Consider the following 19,262-nt stretch of genomic DNA (forward strand, 5'->3'; position numbering starts at 1 on the left):
TGCACAACACTTAACACAAAAATCAAAAATATAACCATATCAATACATAAGAGGTTCTTATATCTATGGATCAGACATGTTCTCTGGAGTCATTCCTTAACCATGTGCAAAAGCGCGACCCGAATCAAACCGAGTTCGCGCAAGCCGTTCGTGAGGTAATGACCACGCTGTGGCCTTTCCTTGAGCAAAACCCGCGTTATCGACAGATGTCATTGCTGGAACGTCTGGTTGAACCGGAGCGCGTGATCCAGTTCCGCGTAGTCTGGCTGGACGACCGCAATCAGGTGCAGGTCAACCGCGCATGGCGCGTGCAGTTTAGCTCTGCCATTGGCCCATACAAAGGCGGTATGCGTTTCCACCCTTCCGTGAACCTGTCGATCCTGAAATTCCTTGGCTTCGAGCAGACGTTTAAAAATGCCCTCACCACGCTACCAATGGGCGGGGGTAAAGGCGGGAGCGATTTCGATCCAAAAGGGAAAAGCGAAGGCGAAATCATGCGTTTCTGCCAGGCGCTGATGACCGAACTGTTCCGCCATTTAGGTCCCGATACCGACGTTCCGGCGGGCGATATCGGTGTAGGTGGCCGTGAAGTCGGCTTTATGGCCGGGATGATGAAAAAACTCTCCAATAACAGCGCCTGCGTCTTTACCGGTAAAGGTCTCTCTTTCGGCGGTAGCCTGATCCGCCCGGAAGCCACCGGCTACGGTCTGGTGTATTTCACCGAAGCGATGCTCAAACGCCATAGTCTGGGCTTTGAAGGCATGCGCGTAGCGGTTTCTGGCTCCGGCAACGTGGCGCAATTCGCCATTGAGAAAGCCATGGAGTTTGGCGCGCGGGTGGTTACCGCCTCCGATTCCAGCGGTACCGTAGTTGACGAAAGTGGATTTACCAAAGAAAAACTGGCGCGGCTGTGCGCAATCAAAGACAGCCGCGACGGTCGCGTAGCAGATTATGCCCGTGAGTTTGGCCTGACCTACCTGGAAGGCAAACAGCCGTGGTCGGTTCCGGTCGATATCGCCCTGCCGTGTGCCACGCAGAACGAGCTGGATGTCGATGCAGCACGCGTATTGATCGCCAACGGCGTGAAAGCTGTCGCCGAAGGGGCAAACATGCCGACCACTATCGAGGCCACCGATCTGTTCCTCGAGGCAGGTGTACTGTTCGCACCGGGTAAAGCCGCCAACGCCGGTGGTGTAGCGACATCCGGTCTGGAAATGGCGCAAAATGCCGCTCGTCTGGGCTGGAAAGCGGAGAAAGTGGATGCGCGCCTGCACCACATCATGCTGGATATTCACCATGCCTGCGTTGAATACGGCGGCGAAAGCAAGCAGACCAACTACGTACGTGGCGCCAACATCGCAGGCTTCGTAAAGGTTGCCGACGCGATGTTGGGTCAGGGTGTGATTTAATATTGTCTCTGCAGGCCCGTAGGCCGGATAAGGCACGGGTGCCGTATCCGGCTAAGCCTGATGCGCTATGCTTATCAGGCCTACAAACTTACAGACCCGCCTCTTCAGATGGCGGGCTTTTTTTCGCCGAACGTTTACGCGGCGCACTCTTTTTCTTATCGCCACCACTACCGCCAGGTGCAGCAATTCCACGAAAGCGTCGTACCGGTGTGCTGCGCGCCTGATCGATAAGCTGATACAGCGTCCCCACCAGCGGCTGCATGAAATCCTGATAGCGACATTGCTTTTCGCTGATTTGGGTCAGTATAGATTCCCAGTGCGCGGTCATGTCCGGGCGCGTCGCCATTTCTGGCAACGAGTGGAACAGCGCTTTTCCCGCGTCGGTCGAATGGATATACCGCCCTTTTTTCACCAGGAATCCACGCTTAAACAGCAGTTCGATAATTCCGGCGCGCGTCGCTTCCGTACCTAAGCCATCCGTTGCGCGCAGGATCTTTTTCAGATCTTTATCCTGCACGAATCGCGCAATACCGGTCATCGCTGACAGCAGCGTGGCATCGGTAAAGTGACGTGGTGGTTGAGTCTGACGTTCAACCACTTCGCCTTTTTCGCACAGCAGTTCATCATCTTTTGCCACCACCGGCAGCGGCGTCCCGTCATTATCTTCGTCGCGCTCTTTATTGCCGAGCAGCGTGCGCCATCCGGCTTCCGCCAGAAAACGCGCTTTAGCGACAAACTTGCCTTTGGCAATATCCAGCTCAATAACGCACTTCCTGAATACCGCATCTGCGCAAAATTGCATCAGATACTGACGGGCAATCAGGTTGTAAATTTTCGCTTCGTTGTCATTCAGATTGATGGACGAACTGCGCGCGGTAGGAATGATGGCGTGGTGCGCATCCACTTTTTTGTCGTCCCAACAGCGATTTCGCGTATCGGGATTGACCGCCGGTTGCGGGAGCAGATCCGGTGCATGGACGCTAATCGCGTTCAGTACCGCATGACGTCCGGCAAAGTGCTCTTCCGGCAGATAACGGCTATCCGAACGCGGATAGGTAATCAACTTATGGGTTTCATACAACTTCTGGCAGATATCCAGAACGTTTTGCGCACTTAAACCGAAGCGCTTCGCCGCTTCAATCTGCAACGCCGACAGCGAGAACGGTAACGGCGCGGATTCTGATTCCCGTTTATCGTTATAGCTGGTGACTATCGCCGGTTGACCGTTAATTCGGTTCACCACGTGTTCAGCCAGCGTGCGATTCAGCAAGCGCCCTTCTTCATCCTGATACGGCTCACACGCTTCGCTCGGCTGCCAGATAGCGGTAAACCGCTCATCGGCGGGCGTTACGATATGCGCTTTCACTTCGAAGAAGTCTTTGGCGACGAAGTTCTCAATCTCTTCATCACGACGCACAACCAGCCCGAGCACCGGCGTTTGTACGCGCCCGACCGAAAGTACGCCCTGATAGCCCGCGTTACGTCCGAGAATGGTGTAAGCGCGCGTCATATTGATACCGTACAACCAGTCCGCACGCGCTCGCGCCAGTGCCGACACGCACAGCGGAATAAACTCACTGTTGGCGCGCAGCCGCTCAATAGCCCGCTCAACGGCCTGCGGGTTGAGGTCGTTAATCAGGCAACGCTGCACCTTCTGGCGCTTTTCAGGCGCCAGTTGCAGGTAATCCAGCACTTCATCCACCAGCAACTGCCCTTCACGATCGGGGTCACCGGCGTGAATAACTTCGCTGGCCTCATGCAAAAAGCGCTTAATGACGTTGAGCTGTTTGGTCACCGAGGGGCGCGGTTGCAGTTGCCACTTTTCCGGGACAATCGGCAGATCGACCAGACTCCAGCGAGCATAACGACTGTCGTAGGCATCCGGCTGCGCCTGTTCAAGCAGGTGACCAATACACCAGGTCACCACTTGTCCATTTCCGCATTCGATAAAACCATCGCCTTTGCGATGCGGCTTTGGCAACACATCGGCGATAGCACGCGCCAGACTTGGTTTTTCGGCAATAAACAACCGCATCGAGTTAACGAATCTCAACCATGGCGCGACCGCCACGAGCTTCCACTAACTCACCAATGGCGGTGAGATCGATACCGAACTGCGCCGCTGCCGCTTTCACTTCGGCTTCAGCTTCCGGCGTTACCGCCAGCAGTAGGCCACCGGAAGTTTGCGGATCGCACAACAGATCGCGTACCGATTGCGGCATTTCACCCATCAGGTGTCCGTAGCTGGCAAAGTTACGTTGGGTACCGCCGGGTACTGCACCCTGCGCGATGTATTCTTCAACGCCAGGCAGCTTAGGAATATCCTGGTAGATAATTTGCGCCTGAACGCCTGCGCCCTGACACATTTCGCTCAGATGCCCCAGCAGACCAAAACCGGTAACGTCGGTCATGGCTTTCACGCCGTCGATATCGGCGAATGCCGCACCGGCAATGTTCATCCGACACATCACTTCTGTCGCCAGTCCTTTGTGTTCTTCCTTCAGTAGTGATTTTTTCTCTGCTGTCGTCAGAACGCCAATCCCCAGAGGCTTGGTCAGGAATAACTTACACCCTGCCTCTGCGGTGCTGTTTTTCTTCACGCGTTCGGTCGGCACAACGCCGGTTACCGCAAGGCCAAAGATAGGCTCTGGGGCATCGATAGAGTGGCCGCCCGCCAGCGCAATACCCGCCTGACGGCAGGCAAAACGTCCGCCTTCGGTGACTTCGCGGGCGATTTCCGGCGCCAGCTTATCCAGCGGCCAGCCCAGAATAGCAATTGCCATAATCGGTTTGCCGCCCATAGCGAATATATCGCTGATGGCGTTAGTCGCGGCGATGCGGCCAAAATCAAACGGATTATCGACAATCGGCATAAAGAAATCGGTGGTGCTGATAACGCTGGTGCCGTTTCCCAAATCGTATACGGCCGCGTCGTCGCGAGTTTCATTACCCACCAGTAAGTTCGGATCAACAAACTTCGCCTGCTCGCTGTGCAGGATGGTTTCCAGCACTTTTGGGGAAATTTTACAACCGCAACCGGCTCCGTGGCTGTATTGCGTTAAACGAATAGCTTGCTCGCTCATGGACATCTCCTGTCATTGCAATCCGGATATGGTAGCGCTCATTCCATGATGTGGTAAGAGTGACTGTCTGAATTCGAGTGTCTTTGCTCAGAATCCAGACAGTTTTGCCGTTGATATCAGAAATAACGGACGAATGCGCTCGGATCGGCAAGGTTGATCGTCGTGGATGCTTTTAGCTGCGGTGTGCCCAAATAGAGGAAACCGACGATTTTATCTTGCGGGCGACAGTCGAATGCTTCACGAACGACCGCACTTTCGGTTAATGCACCACTTCGCCAGATACCGCCAAAGCCCTGGGCAATTGCGGCCATCTGCATAGCCATCACCGCACAACCGGCAGACATTTCTTGTTCCCACAGAGGAACCTTGTCGTTTTCTTCACATTTCGCCACCACGGTAATAATCAGCGGTGCGCGAAACGGTGCGTTGCGCGCTTTTTCCTGAGCTTTCTCATCGCTACCTGCGGCAATCGCGCCTTTCTCAAGTACGGTGCTAAAGCGTTCACGCCCTTCGCCCTCAATGACATAGAATTGCCACGGTTGCAGCGTTTTATGGTCCGGTGCGCGCATTCCCGCCCGCAGAATGTTTTGCAGTTGCTCTCCCGCCGGGGCCGGCTCGACAAGACGAGAAGCGCTACGACGGGTGATAAGTAATTCGAGTGCATCCATTTGCTTAACTCCAACAATGAGATTTGTTCACAAAATTAACACGTGAGCGGATTTTGTTACAGCACAGGCGGTGATTCCTGCTGACAAGTGCCTGTCTGGTCATTACGATAGCCTCATCTTATCGCCTTTCTCCGGGATTTCGGGATGGCGTGTTGTTAATCGGTAGGGAGAATACATGCGAACCCTGTGGCGATTTATTGCCGGATTTTTTAAATGGACATGGCGATTACTTAATTTCGTCCGTGAATTTGTGCTTAACCTGTTCTTCATCTTCTTGGTGCTGGTGGGCGTGGGTATCTGGATGCAGGTCAGCAGCAGCAATACCAGTGAACACGCTGAGCGAGGCGCACTGCTGCTGGATATCTCGGGGGTGATTGTCGATAAGCCGTCGAGCACCAGTCGCTTAAGCGTTATTGGTCGTCAGCTGTTTGGTGCCAGTTCCGATCGCCTGCAGGAAAACTCCCTGTTCGATATCGTGAATACTATTCGCCAGGCAAAAGATGATCGCAACATCACCGGCATTGTGATGGATCTGAAAAATTTTGCCGGGGCCGACCAGCCTTCCATGCAGTATATCGGTAAAGCGCTGCGAGAATTCCGCGACAGCGGCAAACCGGTCTTTGCCGTAGGCGATAACTTCAGCCAGGGGCAGTACTACCTCGCCAGTTTCGCCAATAAAATTTATCTTTCTCCACAGGGTTCCGTTGATCTGCACGGCTTTGCCACCAACGGTTTGTACTACAAGTCCCTGCTCGACAAGCTGAAAGTTTCCACACACGTGTTCCGTGTCGGGACTTATAAGTCTGCCGTAGAACCGTTTATCCGTGATGATATGTCTCCTGCCGCGCGTGAAGCTGACAGCCGCTGGATCGGCGAGCTGTGGCAGAACTATCTCGACACGGTTGCTGCCAATCGCCAGATCCCTGCTCAGCAGGTGTTCCCTGGCGCACAGGCCATGCTGGACGGTTTGACAAAAGTCGGGGGTGATACCGCGAAATATGCGCTCGACAACAAACTGGTGGATGCACTGGCCTCCAGCGCTGAAGTCGAAAAAATGCTGACCAAACAGTTTGGCTGGAGCAAAGCGGATAAAAATTATCGCGCTGTCAGCTATTACGATTACTCACTGAAAACGCCAGCGGATACTGGAGACAGCATTGGCGTTATCTTCGCCAATGGCGCGATTATGGACGGTGAAGAAACCCCTGGGAATGTGGGCGGTGACACGACTGCCGCGCAGATCCGCGAAGCCCGTCTTGATCCGAAAGTAAAAGCAATTGTTCTGCGCGTGAACAGCCCTGGCGGCAGCGTCAGTGCCTCCGAAGTCATTCGTGCTGAGCTGGCTGCGGCAAAAGCGGCGGGTAAACCGGTTGTGGTGTCCATGGGCGGCATGGCGGCATCCGGTGGGTACTGGATCTCCACCCCAGCAAGCTACATTGTGGCGAACCCCAGCACGCTGACCGGTTCAATCGGCATCTTTGGCGTGATCAACACCGTGGAAAACAGTCTGGATTCCATTGGCGTACACACCGACGGCGTGGCGACATCCCCACTGGCGGATATCTCCATCACCAAAGCGTTACCACCAGAAGTGCAGCAAATGATGCAACTTAGCATCGAGAACGGCTATAAGCGCTTTATCACGCTGGTCGCAGATGCGCGTAAAACAACACCTGAGCAGATTGACAAAATTGCGCAGGGCCACGTCTGGACCGGACAGGATGCAAAAGCCAACGGTCTGGTAGACAGTCTGGGTGATTTTGATGACGCCGTGGCGAAAGCGGCTGAGCTGGCCAAACTGAAACAATGGCACATTGCGTATTATCAGGACGAACCGACATTCGTTGATATGGTGATGGACAGCATGTCAGGCTCCGTTCGTGCCATGCTGCCTGACGCCATTCAGGCTATGCTCCCACCACCGCTGGCCTCTGCGGCCAGTGCAGTAAAAGCCGAAAGCGATAAGCTGGCCGCATTCAACGATCCGCAAAACCGCTATGCGTTTTGCCTGACCTGCGCCAACGTTCGCTAACTATTGACCCCTCTTCGGGATGAAGAGGGGTTTTCTTTGAGACAGAAGAAAAGTCATGCAGAAAAAATCAATTTACGTTGCCTATACCGGCGGTACCATTGGTATGCAGCGCTCAGAACAGGGTTATATTCCCGTTTCCGGTCATCTGCAGCGCCAGCTGGCATTGATGCCTGAATTCCACCGTCCGGAGATGCCAGACTTCACCATCCACGAATACGCCCCGCTGATGGATTCCTCCGATATGACGCCGGAAGACTGGCAGCATATTGCGGAAGACATTAAAGCGCACTACGACGATTACGATGGTTTTGTCATTCTGCACGGCACTGACACCATGGCGTTTACGGCTTCGGCACTCTCTTTTATGCTGGAGAATCTGGGCAAGCCGGTCATTGTGACAGGGTCACAAATCCCATTAGCAGAACTACGTTCTGACGGACAAATCAATTTGCTGAATGCGTTGTACGTTGCAGCAAATTACCCGATCAATGAAGTTACCCTGTTTTTCAACAATCGATTGTTTCGCGGCAACCGGACCACTAAAGCGCATGCTGATGGTTTTGACGCGTTTGCCTCACCCAACCTTGCACCACTGCTGGAAGCCGGGATCCACATTCGTCGGCTGGGAACTCCGCCCGCACCTCACGGTACAGGTGAGTTGATTGTGCATCCTATCACTCCGCAACCGATTGGCGTGGTCACCATTTATCCTGGGATCTCCGCTGATGTAGTACGCAACTTCCTGCGCCAACCTGTAAAAGCATTAATTTTGCGCTCCTACGGCGTGGGGAATGCGCCGCAGAATAAAGAGTTCCTGAAAGAACTTGAAGATGCGAGTTCGCGTGGCATTGTGGTGGTGAACCTTACGCAGTGTATGTCCGGCAAGGTGAACATGGGGGGCTACGCGACAGGCAATGCGCTAGCGCATGCTGGCGTGATTGGCGGCGCGGATATGACCGTCGAAGCCACTCTCACCAAACTGCACTATTTGCTGAGTCAGGGACTGGATACGCAGACGATCCGTGAAGCGATGACGCAAAATCTGCGTGGTGAGCTCACGCCTGACGATTAAAGGAGTCTATGCCCATGGCCCGAGCCTTACTGTTGGTCGATTTACAAAATGACTTTTGTGCCGGTGGTGCCCTCGCGGTCCCACAAGGTGACAGCACAATCGATATTGCCAACCGTCTGATTGACTGGTGTGCCTTACGCGGCGACATGGTCGTTGCCAGTCTGGACTGGCACCCGGCTAATCACGGCAGTTTTGCCAGCCAGCATCAGGTCGAGCCCTACAGCCAGGGACAACTCGATGGACTGGCGCAGACATTCTGGCCCGATCATTGCGTACAAAACAGCGCAGGTGCAGCCCTGCATCCGCTGCTGAACCAGCGTGCGATAACTCAAACGTTCACTAAAGGTGAGAACCCGCTGGTCGACAGCTATAGTGCGTTTTTTGATAACGGTCGTCGTCAGGCTACCGCGCTGAATGCATGGCTACTCGAACGCCGCATTGCCGAGCTCATCATCATGGGTCTGGCAACCGACTATTGCGTTAAATTCACCGTACTGGATGCGCTCGATCTTGGCTACACCGTCAGCGTTATTACCGACGGCTGCCGTGGGGTTAATATTCAACCCCAGGACAGTGCAAACGCCTTTATAGAAATGGCGGCGGCGGGTGCAACGCTGTATACGTTGGACGACTGGCTGGAAACCCAACCGTAAGCGATGCCGACAGGGTCACTCCTGTCGGCGCGTTATCTCAGGCCAGCGCTGAAATCTCTTCCAGCGATACTTTGCGTGTTTCGATGCCAAAACAAAAAAGAATCAGCGCGCATAGAACCAACATTACTCCTAACACGATAAAGACCGTAACGGAGCCATAGCGGGTCAACAAAATAGCGACGCCATAGGGCGTAAACACAGCGACAATCCTTCCCACCGCATTAACAAAACCTGATCCTCTCAATCTTAGGTGCGTGGGCCATAGTTCTGGGACATAAACTGCAGAGGCAAAGCAGACATACATATACAGAAAAAAAATCATCACCAGCCCGTAGCTCAGAATGGCCCACTCTTCAGTTTGAAGTGAATAGAAATACCCGAGCAATGCGATAATAATCAACAAGAATGAGCCAAACAATCGCCGTGGAAAGCGATCGATAATTAACGCGGCAATAAATATCCCAACTGGCGCGCCAATCATAATTATCGCGGTCATAAATATGGATTTCGTTACATCGATTCCCGAATTAACAAATATAGTCGGGATCCATACCGTAATGGTGTAGAGCGAAATATTCATTGCGATAAGCACCGTGATCGCCACCAGTGTACAGCGCAACATTGGCCCCTTAAACAATAGCCAAAATGAACCACTTGCCGTGCTTAAATCCGCCGACGGGCATTCGTTCCGGCAGGATGGTAAAGTGATGTTTTTTTCTAGCTCAATTTGCGATTCAACCTGCATAAGATGTTTTTCAGCTTCGCTTCTCTTCCCTTTACCAGCCAGCCAACGTGGGGATTCAATATAGTATTTTCCCGACAGATACCAGGCCAACAGCATTGCCATGCCACCGAGCAGAAACATCACCCGCCAGCTTAAAAGTGCAATGATCACGACGCCAATTGCCGCAGATAGCATTGGTGCCCAGTTGCCGACAAATGACAGACGGGCAGACCATTTCCCACGTACCGCGGGTGGAATGAATTCTGTAAATGAGGCATAGCCCACCATAATTAGCGCCCCCATTCCAATCCCCATCAGACAGCGGAAGAAGATAAGCCAGTACATGTTGGGCACAAACGTTGCAGCGCAGGCTGAGGCCCCGACGATTAACAAATTGATGCGGAACGCTTTGCGTCGACCGAGATAATCACCAATAAAGCCGCCGGCTAGTGAACCGATAAAGTAGCCGAACATCAGCGCTGAGGTAAACGCGGCATTTAGATAATTGTTTGACCAGCCAGTGTTGACTAATTTTGCTAATACCACATTCCCGGAATAGCTGAGAAAACCGGTTATTAACAAACTAAAACTAATAATGCCGAAAATACGAAAATGAAATCGAGATAAAGGTAAGCGATCTAATCTTGCGCCGATAGGGTCACATTGTTCCATCTGGATGCCTCAAATTCAGCTAAATAGAAAGTATGGCGATCGCGGCAGAAGCAATTTTGCCGCGCCATCCATCATCATTAGATTCTTATGGCATTTCCCAGGTGCAAACTAAAATAATATCGACACAACCCTCGCTATAGTTAATAAACGAGTTGAATATTATTCTCTTTGCAAAATGCAATCCACTCTGCACCCGGTGCCTTATTGGTTATTAGGTAATTAATATGGCTAAAGTCCACTAGCTGAACGAAAGCTTTACGATCAAACTTTGAGTGATCAACTAACAATGCCACCTCAGTCGCCTGGCGGATCATGGTTTTTTTGATTTCCGCTTCCGCTTCATTAGAATCAAGCGCCCCACTCTGCATATCCAAACCTTTGCAGCTCATCACCATGATATCAACATGATAGCGGCTGATAATCTCCTTGGTGATTCTTCCCTGCAGCGACAGCGTATTCTTATTCAGCTCACCGCCAGTAGAGACCACGTTAATTTCTGACTGCGCCAGCTCATGAAATGCTTCAGCCGAATTGGTAAGCAACGTCAGATCGTTTCTTTCCTTCAACAGCTTTAATAATTCCATCGCGGTACTGCTGGAGTCGGCAGCCATTGTGGTCTTATTTTTAATAAACGGTAATGCATTACGTGCAATGATCTGCTTTTCTTCGAAGAAAGATTTTGCACGCTTATAAAAATGAATATTGTCGGACAACGCAGTGGTATTGAGCACTGCACCGCCATATGTTCGGGTCAAAAAACCTTCATCTTCCAGTTTTTCAAGATCGCGGCGAATCGTTTCCTCAGTCACCTGAAAGATTGAACTTAAATTAGATACCACCACTTTCTTATCGTTAGCCACCATTTGCTTAATGGCCTGAATCCTGTCTTTTGCCGCCACGATGATACCTCTGTTTCCTGCAAAGTAATAATAAGACCCTAGTATCTCACAGGCTATATTTATTTTCAAAAGAACATGTCTGAATCACAGATTTTAATACTCTTTTACACAGAAACAGAGGTCAATCCTATCTGAATTAATTTATATCCAACGCTTCCGCCATTCGCCTCATCAATAATGAATCATCATCTGTCAGGGGAATGGTTAACGCCTCGACATTCTCGCGAACCTGTTCAGGTGCGGTTGCGCCACTCAGTAAGGTGATCAAATCGCTTTGCTTTAAAATCCACGCCAGAGCTAGTGCGGGGATTGTGCAGCGGTATTTTTCACAAAGCGGCTGCCACTGCCCAAGCATATCAATCACCCGCAACATATTTTCCCGCTGAAACCAGACCTTGTTAGCCCGCGCGCCGCCAGGAACATAATCTCGGGCGATAGTACCGGTCAACAACCCCTGCTCAAGCGGTGAATATACCTGCACAATGATGCCATTCTGCTGACATAGCGGCAGCAGTTCAGCTTCCAGCGCCCGGTCAAGAATGCTGTACTTGGCCTGGATAATATCCAGCTCACCGTGTTTGAGATACTCCCTGATATGCCCGGCATTGACGTTTGCCGCACCAATCGAACGGATTTTCCCCTCTTTTTTCAGTGCGTTCAGCGTGTCTACGGTTTCCGCAATCGGCGTAAAACAGGGTTCGACCGACTGCCAGTGGGTCATATAGATATCAATACTGTCGATACCCAATCTTTGCAGGCTGGCATCAACCTCTTCGCGAATAGACTCAGGCGTGAGGTTTTTATACAGCTGGCGATCGCCCACTTTGTTAAACAGGCTGCCTGTTCGCTCCCAGACGATGCCGCATTTGGTTTCAACCACTACCTCGCTGCGCGGCAGCTTTTTCAGCGCCTGACCGACAATCACTTCACTGTTGCCAAAGTTGTAGCCTGGCGCGGTATCAATCAGATTGATACCGCAGCGATGCGCCTCAACAATGGTATCGATACAAATCTGCAGATCGAGATCGCCATTCCATGCCGGACCACCGCCAATAGCCCATGTGCCTAATCCCATGCGGGAAAGCGTAATATCCGTACTTCCTAAAGGAATCATTTTCATCTGCCGCTATTACCCTTCGTATTCGTCAAGAAGTTGTTCAACCAGCTTTCTGTTCTTCACACCCGTCGTGGCACCCACGCTCAGTACCGATATTGCCGCCGTTGCATTAGCAAACAGCGCGCAGTCGCGAAGCGGTTTGCCTTCTAGCAGCGCGGAGATAAATCCTGAAGCAAAGTTATCCCCCGCGCCGATGGTGTCGATGGCGGTAATTCCTGACACCGCCGGGACCTCCATTTTCATGTCAATACGCTTGATAAAACAGCCTCTCTTGCCGGTCTTAATCACGACGGTTTTCACGCCACAGTTCAGAAAACTGTCGGCAATCTCATCCAGCGTCTCTTTCCCAGTGAGCAGTTTTGCCTCTTCAAAATTGGGAAACAGATAATCCACGTAGCTCAGCGCTTCACGGATATCGTCCAGCGTTTCATTCAGTCGCGGTTTAATCATATCCGCGCAGATAATGAGCTTATGCGCTTTCGCCTGAGTGAAAATTGCCGTCAGTGCATCACCATCCAACAACGGGCTATTAAAAATACTCGCCAGCGACAGCAGCTTTGCTTGAGAGAAACGGTCAAAATCAACATCGTTTATATTCAGTTTCCATAAGCTGCCGTTACGGTTAGTCACAAAGGTGCGTTCACCATCAGCGGTGACTAAACCCACGTTAATGGAAGTATCAATATCAGCATCCTGCTTCAGGCTTTTAATATCAATATTCTCCCGACGGCAGTGATCGACAATAAAATGCCCCGCAGCATCGTCACCTATCCGGCCTATTAACGCCGTGCGATGGCCGAGGCGAGAAATAATCGTCGCCTCATTAATAGCGTCACCTCCCGTGGTCATAGCTATTCGTTCTAATGGATAAGATTCAACATCAAAGATATTTTTACTCACTGGTTGCAAGGGAATATCAACAATTGCCGCCCCTATACAAATAACCTCGATATAATCCATATTGTCATTCCGCTTTACCGTCTGAACCAAACAATTTGATTTTCTCCAGCGCGCGCTCTTTTACGGCTTTACGTACTTCACGTTCAACGTGCAGGAACGGCTGGTCCTGGTTCTCCTGCACCGCCACCATTGCGGCCTGGCACAGTTCGGTGTGAATATTGATTTTCGAAATGCCTAATGAAATGGCTTTTTTGATATCCGCGTCGCTAATGCCGGACGCGCCGTGCAGCACCAGCGGAACGGATACCGCCTGACGCACTCGTTTAACCACGTCAAAGTTCAGTTTCGGTTCGGAGGTGTAGACGCCGTGCTGGTTACCAATCGCTACCGCCAGCGAGTCACAGCCGGTACGCTCGACAAACTCAGCCGCCTGGCTTGGGTCAGTGTAGTGATAACCCGCCAGCGCCTCTTCGTAGACCGTTTCATTACCCACATGGCCCAGCTCTGCTTCGATGGGAATACCCAGCGGGTGGAAGAAATCGACCGCCTCTTTGGTCAGGCGAATATTCTCCTCGAAATCAAAAGCGGAAGCATCACGCATCAGTGAATTCATGCCGTGGGCCCATGCGTTATGGATTATCTCCATGCTGCGTCCGTGATCCCAGTGGGTAATAACCGGCACCGAGGCTTTTTTCGCCATAGAAACCATCATATGCGAAAAATCTTCAAACGAGGTATTACCCACAAAGCCGGTACCGAAGGAGATAATTACCGGCGATTTAGATTCTTCCGCCGCATCAATCACTCCCATTAGCATTTCCGCATTCCACACGTTAAAGTGGGCAATCGCATAATGTTTATTTTGAGCATCATTTTCCCAATATTTAATATCTGCCAGCATGGTTATTTCTCCCTTTTCAATAGATTAATAATTTACTTTAATAACGCCTTTGATAATTTCACATTTGTTATTAACGGATTCATCAAACGCGCGCTGAACATCTTCATAATCGTAAATATGCGTCACCATCGACTTCACATCAAAACGCCCTGAGGAGATGGCTTCAATCGTGACCGGGTAGCGGTTGGCATAACGGAAAACGGTCTGAATAGACACTTCACGGTTAATTTTGAGGAAATTAATCGCTGAATCACCAGGTACAGTACCCACGATCATGATTTTCCCGCCGCGCATTACCAGATATGGAGCCTGCTTAACAGTGATCGCTGAACCTGCGGTTTCAAAAACAATATCGGCCCCCATATCTCCGGAGAACTGCTGGCAGCGGACAACGGTGTCCTCTTTCGCCCCGTTGATCACGGTCGTCGCGCCAAGTTGCTCGGCCATGGTCAGACGCTTTTCCAGGACATCAACCACCGCAATGTCGGTAGCACCCAAACATTTACAGGCTTGCAGGGTCATTAAACCAATACAGCCCGCCCCCAGAATGACGATTTTCTTGCCCGGTTTAACGTCCGCCAGCATTGCGGCATGCATCCCTACCGCCGCGGGCTCTACCAGCGCGCCTTCCATGGTGTCCATATTATCGGGCAACTTGTAAGTGAAGCTCTCCGGATGGCACAGATAGTGGGTTAGCGCGCCGCGATAATTAGGCTGCGTGGCCATAAAGTCAACATCAGGGCAGATGTTGTATTTCCCTTCCAGGCAGTAGCGGCAGTGACCGCACGGCACGCCCGGTTCGATATTCACCCGGTCGCCGGGTTTAAATTTAGTCACACGGTTCCCTACTGCCACCACCGTACCGGCGCATTCATGCCCCAGACCAATTTCCTGATTGGGATCTTTCGGCGGAATAAAAGGACCCGATTCAAAACCATGAACATCTGACCCACAAATTCCAACGTATTCCACTTTAATCAGCACTTCGTGCTCTTTTGGCACCGGGATATCGGCGGCAATAATTTTCATCGTGCCCGGCGTTTTTAATATCGCTTTTGAATTTTTCATTTTATTTCCCATCAATATTATTTGCTGGTAACTGCATCAATACCGAGACTTTCGACAGAGACGCCTTTGGTTTCAATTCCGATGGTAGCAATGGCGACAGCGACAATAATGGAGACCGCCCCCAGCAGTACAAATACACCCGTCACTCCATAACCGTTAAGCAATACCGCGACCGCATAAGGCGCAGCGATACCACTGATACGCCCTACTGCATTCGCCAGACCAGAACCGCGGAGTTTCGCTTCGGTTGGCCATATTTCCGGAACATAGACTGCCGAGGCATAGCAAACGTACATATAGACAAAAGTAATCAGGAAGAAACCAATTAGCGTAATCAGCAGCATGCTGGTTTGCAGTGAATAGATATATCCCAGCACGGCAATTAACACTAATAACCCTACACCCATGGTCTTTCTCGGAATTTTATCCATTACCAGCATGGCGATAAAAATCCCAAACGGCGCGCCGAACATACTCATGGTATTTAAGACAATGGAGTCTTTCAGATTAATGCCCTGCGTCATAAATATTGTCGGTAGCCAATTAATTAAGGTGTACTGGACGACGTTCATGGCAATCAGAACAAAGGAACCCAAAATAACCCGCTTCAGTAACACCCCTGTTAATAATGCGGAGTACGGAACAGAACACGGTTGTTTGCCATCATCATCTATTACGACTGGTGGCAGCGGCCTACCGGTCTGTCGAATGACACCTTCCTCAATTGCCCGCATCACCTTTTCGGCTTCCTGGTAGCGCCCGCGAGACTCCAGCCAGCGAGGCGACTCAGGGAAACTGCGCCAGGCAATAACCGTTGCTATGAGCGACAGCACCGCAGGAATCAACAACTGTACACGCCAGTTCCATTCCGCGCTGATAAGTGGCGTCAGCCCCATCGCAATCAGCGAACAGAGTGGATAAGACCAGTTGCCGATAAACGAGACCCGACTCGACCATGTACCACGATTTCTGCCAGGCATATATTCGGTAAACCCGGCAAATAAGGTCACTAACAGCGCGCCTAATCCAACTCCCATTACAAAACGGCAGGCGATCAGAAAGGTCATATTGGGTGAAAACGCACCCACGATCATAGAAATAATATGAATCGCTTCATATAGAATAAATGCGTTTTTACGCCCGATTTTATCGCCAATAATTCCCCCACCGAGCGCGCCGAGAAACATTCCAGCCGTCGTAATGGCAGAGAACGTGGCGGTGGTGGAATTATCAGTCCAGCCAAGTTCTTTTAACTGCGCGAGAATTAATCCGCCGACGGCATTACTCCAGCAAACCAGTAATCCGAAGGCAACTATCGCAAACATTGACGTATGCCAGCGACAGTCAGGTAGCCTGTCCAGTCTGGCGCCGCAGTGCGGTTTTGCTATTTGTTCCATGCGATAACGTCCTTTTAAAAAACATGTTATTCATCAAAGTCGTAAGTCATGATGACTTTAATCGCGGTTTTATTGACCATGGCGTCAAATCCTTCGCGCCATTGCGACAGGCCGATACGGTGAGTGATCATCGGTTTGACCTTGATCGCTCCGCTGGCCAGCAGGCGTATGGCGTTGCGCCAGGATGTAGAATCGTAGGCCATATGACCAATGATGCTTTTGTTCCACGCGGTGATGTCGTTGATGGAGAAATCGAGAGGTTTAAAGCCCATGCCGACGCGAACGACTTCACCATTCGGGCGCAGCATTTCGATCGATTGTTTCAGAGCGATATTGGCACCAGAGCATTCAATGACTAGCCCCAGATTGTCTTTACCGCAGATTTCCTGGCAGCGTGCAACCACATCTTCGGTCGAACCGTTAACGACAGCTGTCGCCCCCAGCTCTTTGGCGATCGGGAAGCGTACGGCAACGTCCTCTTCCAGCCCGACCATTACGATATTTACGGCCCCCATGATACGCGCCATTTGCACGGAAAAGAGCCCTAATGGGCCGGTGCCGAAAACCACGACGTCCTGGCCGGGAAGGAATTTGGATTGCTGAGCAATAGATTTGTAGGCGTTACAGATAGGATCCAGCACCGCCGCTTCTTCATAATCAACGCCTTGTGGGATTTCCCACAGCGCATGGCGGTGAATTTTGAGGATTTCCCCCGGCACCAGGCAATATTTAGAGAACCCTCCGCCCCATGTGTTATTGTCGAGACCTAAGTTCACTTTTTCTGTACAACACAGAAAATCGCCCTGTTCGCAGGCCGGGCAAACACCGCAGACATGTCCACTATTGTCAGAAACCACCCGCTGACCGACTTTCCAGTCCTTAACTTTGTCGCCAACGCGGACAATTTTACCGGCGAACTCATGGCCGCGGATGGAGTTAAATTGATCAGAACCGCTATCAACATTGTAGTGTTTCATGTCCGCGCCGCAGATAGCCGCCGCTTTGATTTCAATCACGATGTCATCCGAGCCACAAACCGGTTCCGGTACATCAATCATCTTATAGCCGCCAAAGGCCTTGCCAAATCTTGCCAGTGCTTTCATTGAATTTTCCTTTGTGTTCAGTTTTGCATCAGTGACAATCATACTTATCCATATAATTTTTGAGGTCAACATCAAATCTTTGAAACACAGATTATTATCTGCATTTCACAACCAAGATCACAAATAAATGCAAAGATGAATTGAAAACCAAGTGAACCTGGCAGCCGCTTCGCTAAAATGGCGTGAACCCCTTCGCATTTTTCCTGTTATGAAACTGTTAACCTGCGGATGCTTTTTTTTTCGCCACGCCATTTCCGTGGCGTGTTTACTTGTTTAAATGTCAAAGAGGAACACCGATGAAACTATTGCCTTTGTTGGCAGCATTACCCCTGCTCTGCGCCAGCGTTGTTTCCGCCAGTTCACTGATGTCAGTTGGCTACTTTAATGGCGGTGGCGACGTCACTGCCGGTCCTGGCGGCGACATCAATAAACTGGATGTTCGCCAGATAACCCATCTCAACTATTCGTTTGGCCTTGTCTACAACAACGAAAAAGACGAGACCAATGACGCCTTAAAAGACGCCAGCAAACTGCATCAAATTTGGCTTTCACAGAAAGTGCAGGATGATTTGCTGAAAATCCCACAGCTGCGTAAACAAAATCCAAACCTGAAAGTGTTACTTTCCGTCGGCGGCTGGGGAGCGCGTGGATTCTCTGGTGCGGCGGCAACGAAGGATACGCGCGCAGTGTTTATTCAGTCTGCGCAAGAGATAATTGCGAAATATGGTCTGGATGGCATCGATCTCGACTGGGAATATCCGGTTAACGGCGCCTGGGGACTGGTCGAAAGCCAACCGGCTGACCGCGCTAACTTTACCGCGCTGCTAACAGAACTGCGGGCCGCATTGGGGCATAAAAAGCTGCTGACCATCGCCGTGGGCGCAAATGCAGAAAGTCCGAAAAGCTGGGTAGATGTAAAAGCCATTGCACCATCGCTCGACTACATCAACCTGATGACCTATGACATGGCTTACGGCACCCAGTATTTTAACTCGAACCTGTATGATTCGACGCAATGGCCGACGGTCGCCGCGGCGGATAAGTACAGCGCCGATTTTGTGGTCAGTAACTATCTTGCTGCCGGTCTGAAACCGAGCCAAATGAATCTGGGCATTGGCTTTTATGGACGCGTACCAAAACGCGCCGTTGAACCAGGCATTGACTGGAGCAAACCTGACGCGCAGAAAAATCCTGTTACCCAGCCCTATTTCGAGCCTGCGCAAATTGAGTTGTTCAAATCACTGGGCGTCGACCTGAGCAAAGATACCTACGTGAAGTACAACGATATCGTGGCGAAGTTGATCAACGATCCGCAAAAACGCTTTAGCCAACATTGGGATGATGAAGCGAAAGTGCCGTGGCTGTCGGTGCAGTCTGCAGATGGAAAAGCACTTTTTGCCCTCTCCTATGAAAATCCGCGTTCGGTGGCGATCAAAGCCGACTACATCAAAAGTAAAGGATTGGGAGGCGCCATGTTCTGGGAATACGGTGCAGATGACCAAAACCAGTTGGCGAAGCAGTTAGCCGATTCGTTAGGCATCAAACACTGATCCCAACGCCTGGC

16 protein-coding genes are annotated in these 19,262 nt (G+C 51.1%); 5 read left to right on the forward strand and 11 right to left on the reverse strand.

The features are described from left to right. Window positions 1–65: 65 nt before the first annotated feature. Window positions 66–1,409 (forward strand): NADP-specific glutamate dehydrogenase, encoded by a 1,344-nt coding sequence (gene gdhA / locus GUC46_RS13850; RefSeq protein ID WP_071684626.1) that lies wholly within the window; start codon window positions 66–68, stop codon window positions 1,407–1,409. 88 nt (window positions 1,410–1,497) lie between these two features. Here the strand turns inward: gdhA and topB are convergent, their stop codons facing one another. From topB to GUC46_RS13865, 3 genes are all read right to left on the reverse strand, one after another. Beyond that, window positions 1,498–3,444: a DNA topoisomerase III gene (topB, locus tag GUC46_RS13855; RefSeq protein WP_044700023.1), complete on the reverse strand. Its 1,947-nt coding sequence runs from the start codon at window positions 3,442–3,444 to the stop codon at window positions 1,498–1,500. A 4-nt stretch (window positions 3,445–3,448) separates the two neighbouring features. Continuing rightward, entirely contained in the window at window positions 3,449–4,492 is a 1,044-nt protein-coding gene (gene selD, locus GUC46_RS13860) for a selenide, water dikinase SelD (protein WP_003840882.1), read from the reverse strand. Between the two features lie 116 nt (window positions 4,493–4,608). After that, window positions 4,609–5,160 (reverse strand): NAD(P)H nitroreductase, encoded by a 552-nt coding sequence (locus tag GUC46_RS13865; protein WP_003030670.1) that lies wholly within the window; start codon window positions 5,158–5,160, stop codon window positions 4,609–4,611. A gap of 175 nt (window positions 5,161–5,335) precedes the next feature. On the opposite strand from GUC46_RS13865, the gene sppA reads away from it, so the two are divergent. The 3 genes from sppA to pncA are packed head-to-tail and all read left to right on the forward strand — an operon-like array spanning window position 5,336 to window position 8,917. Further along, window positions 5,336–7,192 (forward strand): signal peptide peptidase SppA, encoded by a 1,857-nt coding sequence (sppA, locus tag GUC46_RS13870; protein ID WP_054528300.1) that lies wholly within the window; start codon window positions 5,336–5,338, stop codon window positions 7,190–7,192. A 55-nt stretch (window positions 7,193–7,247) separates the two neighbouring features. Further along, complete coding sequence (ansA, locus tag GUC46_RS13875) at window positions 7,248–8,264, forward strand: asparaginase (RefSeq protein WP_003030673.1); 1,017 nt, start codon at window positions 7,248–7,250, stop codon at window positions 8,262–8,264. A gap of 14 nt (window positions 8,265–8,278) precedes the next feature. Then, window positions 8,279–8,917 carry a bifunctional nicotinamidase/pyrazinamidase gene (pncA, locus tag GUC46_RS13880; RefSeq protein WP_003840880.1) on the forward strand — a complete coding sequence of 213 codons (639 nt, stop codon included), beginning with the start codon at window positions 8,279–8,281 and terminating at the stop codon, window positions 8,915–8,917. Window positions 8,918–8,954: 37 nt separating this feature from the next. Here the strand turns inward: pncA and GUC46_RS13885 are convergent, their stop codons facing one another. The 8 genes from GUC46_RS13885 to GUC46_RS13920 all read right to left on the reverse strand — a co-directional run bounded on the left by GUC46_RS13885 (window position 8,955) and on the right by GUC46_RS13920 (window position 17,698). Next, window positions 8,955–10,313, reverse strand: a complete 1,359-nt coding sequence (locus GUC46_RS13885) for an MFS transporter (RefSeq protein WP_003840879.1) — start codon at window positions 10,311–10,313, stop codon at window positions 8,955–8,957. A gap of 140 nt (window positions 10,314–10,453) precedes the next feature. Beyond that, complete coding sequence (locus GUC46_RS13890) at window positions 10,454–11,212, reverse strand: DeoR/GlpR family DNA-binding transcription regulator (RefSeq protein WP_003030679.1); 759 nt, start codon at window positions 11,210–11,212, stop codon at window positions 10,454–10,456. A gap of 136 nt (window positions 11,213–11,348) precedes the next feature. Further along, complete coding sequence (locus tag GUC46_RS13895; protein ID WP_003846646.1) at window positions 11,349–12,332, reverse strand: aldo/keto reductase; 984 nt, start codon at window positions 12,330–12,332, stop codon at window positions 11,349–11,351. 9 nt (window positions 12,333–12,341) lie between these two features. Further along, complete coding sequence (locus GUC46_RS13900; RefSeq protein WP_003846648.1) at window positions 12,342–13,289, reverse strand: carbohydrate kinase family protein; 948 nt, start codon at window positions 13,287–13,289, stop codon at window positions 12,342–12,344. Window positions 13,290–13,293: 4 nt separating this feature from the next. Beyond that, entirely contained in the window at window positions 13,294–14,130 is an 837-nt protein-coding gene (locus GUC46_RS13905; RefSeq protein WP_048219048.1) for a ketose-bisphosphate aldolase, read from the reverse strand. A gap of 24 nt (window positions 14,131–14,154) precedes the next feature. Then, window positions 14,155–15,198, reverse strand: coding sequence for an NAD(P)-dependent alcohol dehydrogenase (locus GUC46_RS13910; RefSeq protein WP_003030683.1), 1,044 nt, complete (start codon window positions 15,196–15,198; stop codon window positions 14,155–14,157). Window positions 15,199–15,215: 17 nt separating this feature from the next. Further along, entirely contained in the window at window positions 15,216–16,595 is a 1,380-nt protein-coding gene (locus GUC46_RS13915; RefSeq protein ID WP_130714733.1) for an MFS transporter, read from the reverse strand. A gap of 26 nt (window positions 16,596–16,621) precedes the next feature. Beyond that, on the reverse strand, window positions 16,622–17,698 hold the full coding sequence (locus GUC46_RS13920) for a zinc-binding dehydrogenase (protein WP_130714734.1): 1,077 nt from the start codon (window positions 17,696–17,698) through the stop codon (window positions 16,622–16,624). A gap of 296 nt (window positions 17,699–17,994) precedes the next feature. On the opposite strand from GUC46_RS13920, the gene GUC46_RS13925 reads away from it, so the two are divergent. Next, on the forward strand, window positions 17,995–19,248 hold the full coding sequence (locus tag GUC46_RS13925) for a glycoside hydrolase family 18 protein (RefSeq protein ID WP_061549998.1): 1,254 nt from the start codon (window positions 17,995–17,997) through the stop codon (window positions 19,246–19,248). Window positions 19,249–19,262: the final 14 nt, after the last annotated feature.

Origin of the sequence: Citrobacter sp. LUTT5, from assembly GCF_009905315.1 — a bacterium.
GTDB lineage: Bacteria > Pseudomonadota > Gammaproteobacteria > Enterobacterales > Enterobacteriaceae > Citrobacter > Citrobacter freundii.

Coding starts and splice junctions, on each gene's coding strand:
- pncA (WP_003840880.1), top strand. CDS start 8,279: ATGGCCCGAGCCTTACTGTTGGTCGATTTACAAAATGACTTTTGTGCC.
- sppA (WP_054528300.1), top strand. CDS start 5,336: ATGCGAACCCTGTGGCGATTTATTGCCGGATTTTTTAAATGGACATGG.
- selD (WP_003840882.1), bottom strand. CDS start 4,492: ATGAGCGAGCAAGCTATTCGTTTAACGCAATACAGCCACGGAGCCGGT.
- GUC46_RS13915 (WP_130714733.1), bottom strand. CDS start 16,595: ATGGAACAAATAGCAAAACCGCACTGCGGCGCCAGACTGGACAGGCTA.
- GUC46_RS13920 (WP_130714734.1), bottom strand. CDS start 17,698: ATGAAAGCACTGGCAAGATTTGGCAAGGCCTTTGGCGGCTATAAGATG.
- ansA (WP_003030673.1), top strand. CDS start 7,248: ATGCAGAAAAAATCAATTTACGTTGCCTATACCGGCGGTACCATTGGT.
- GUC46_RS13925 (WP_061549998.1), top strand. CDS start 17,995: ATGAAACTATTGCCTTTGTTGGCAGCATTACCCCTGCTCTGCGCCAGC.
- GUC46_RS13910 (WP_003030683.1), bottom strand. CDS start 15,198: ATGAAAAATTCAAAAGCGATATTAAAAACGCCGGGCACGATGAAAATT.
- GUC46_RS13895 (WP_003846646.1), bottom strand. CDS start 12,332: ATGAAAATGATTCCTTTAGGAAGTACGGATATTACGCTTTCCCGCATG.
- GUC46_RS13865 (WP_003030670.1), bottom strand. CDS start 5,160: ATGGATGCACTCGAATTACTTATCACCCGTCGTAGCGCTTCTCGTCTT.
- GUC46_RS13885 (WP_003840879.1), bottom strand. CDS start 10,313: ATGGAACAATGTGACCCTATCGGCGCAAGATTAGATCGCTTACCTTTA.
- GUC46_RS13905 (WP_048219048.1), bottom strand. CDS start 14,130: ATGCTGGCAGATATTAAATATTGGGAAAATGATGCTCAAAATAAACAT.
- GUC46_RS13900 (WP_003846648.1), bottom strand. CDS start 13,289: ATGGATTATATCGAGGTTATTTGTATAGGGGCGGCAATTGTTGATATT.
- gdhA (WP_071684626.1), top strand. CDS start 66: ATGGATCAGACATGTTCTCTGGAGTCATTCCTTAACCATGTGCAAAAG.
- topB (WP_044700023.1), bottom strand. CDS start 3,444: ATGCGGTTGTTTATTGCCGAAAAACCAAGTCTGGCGCGTGCTATCGCC.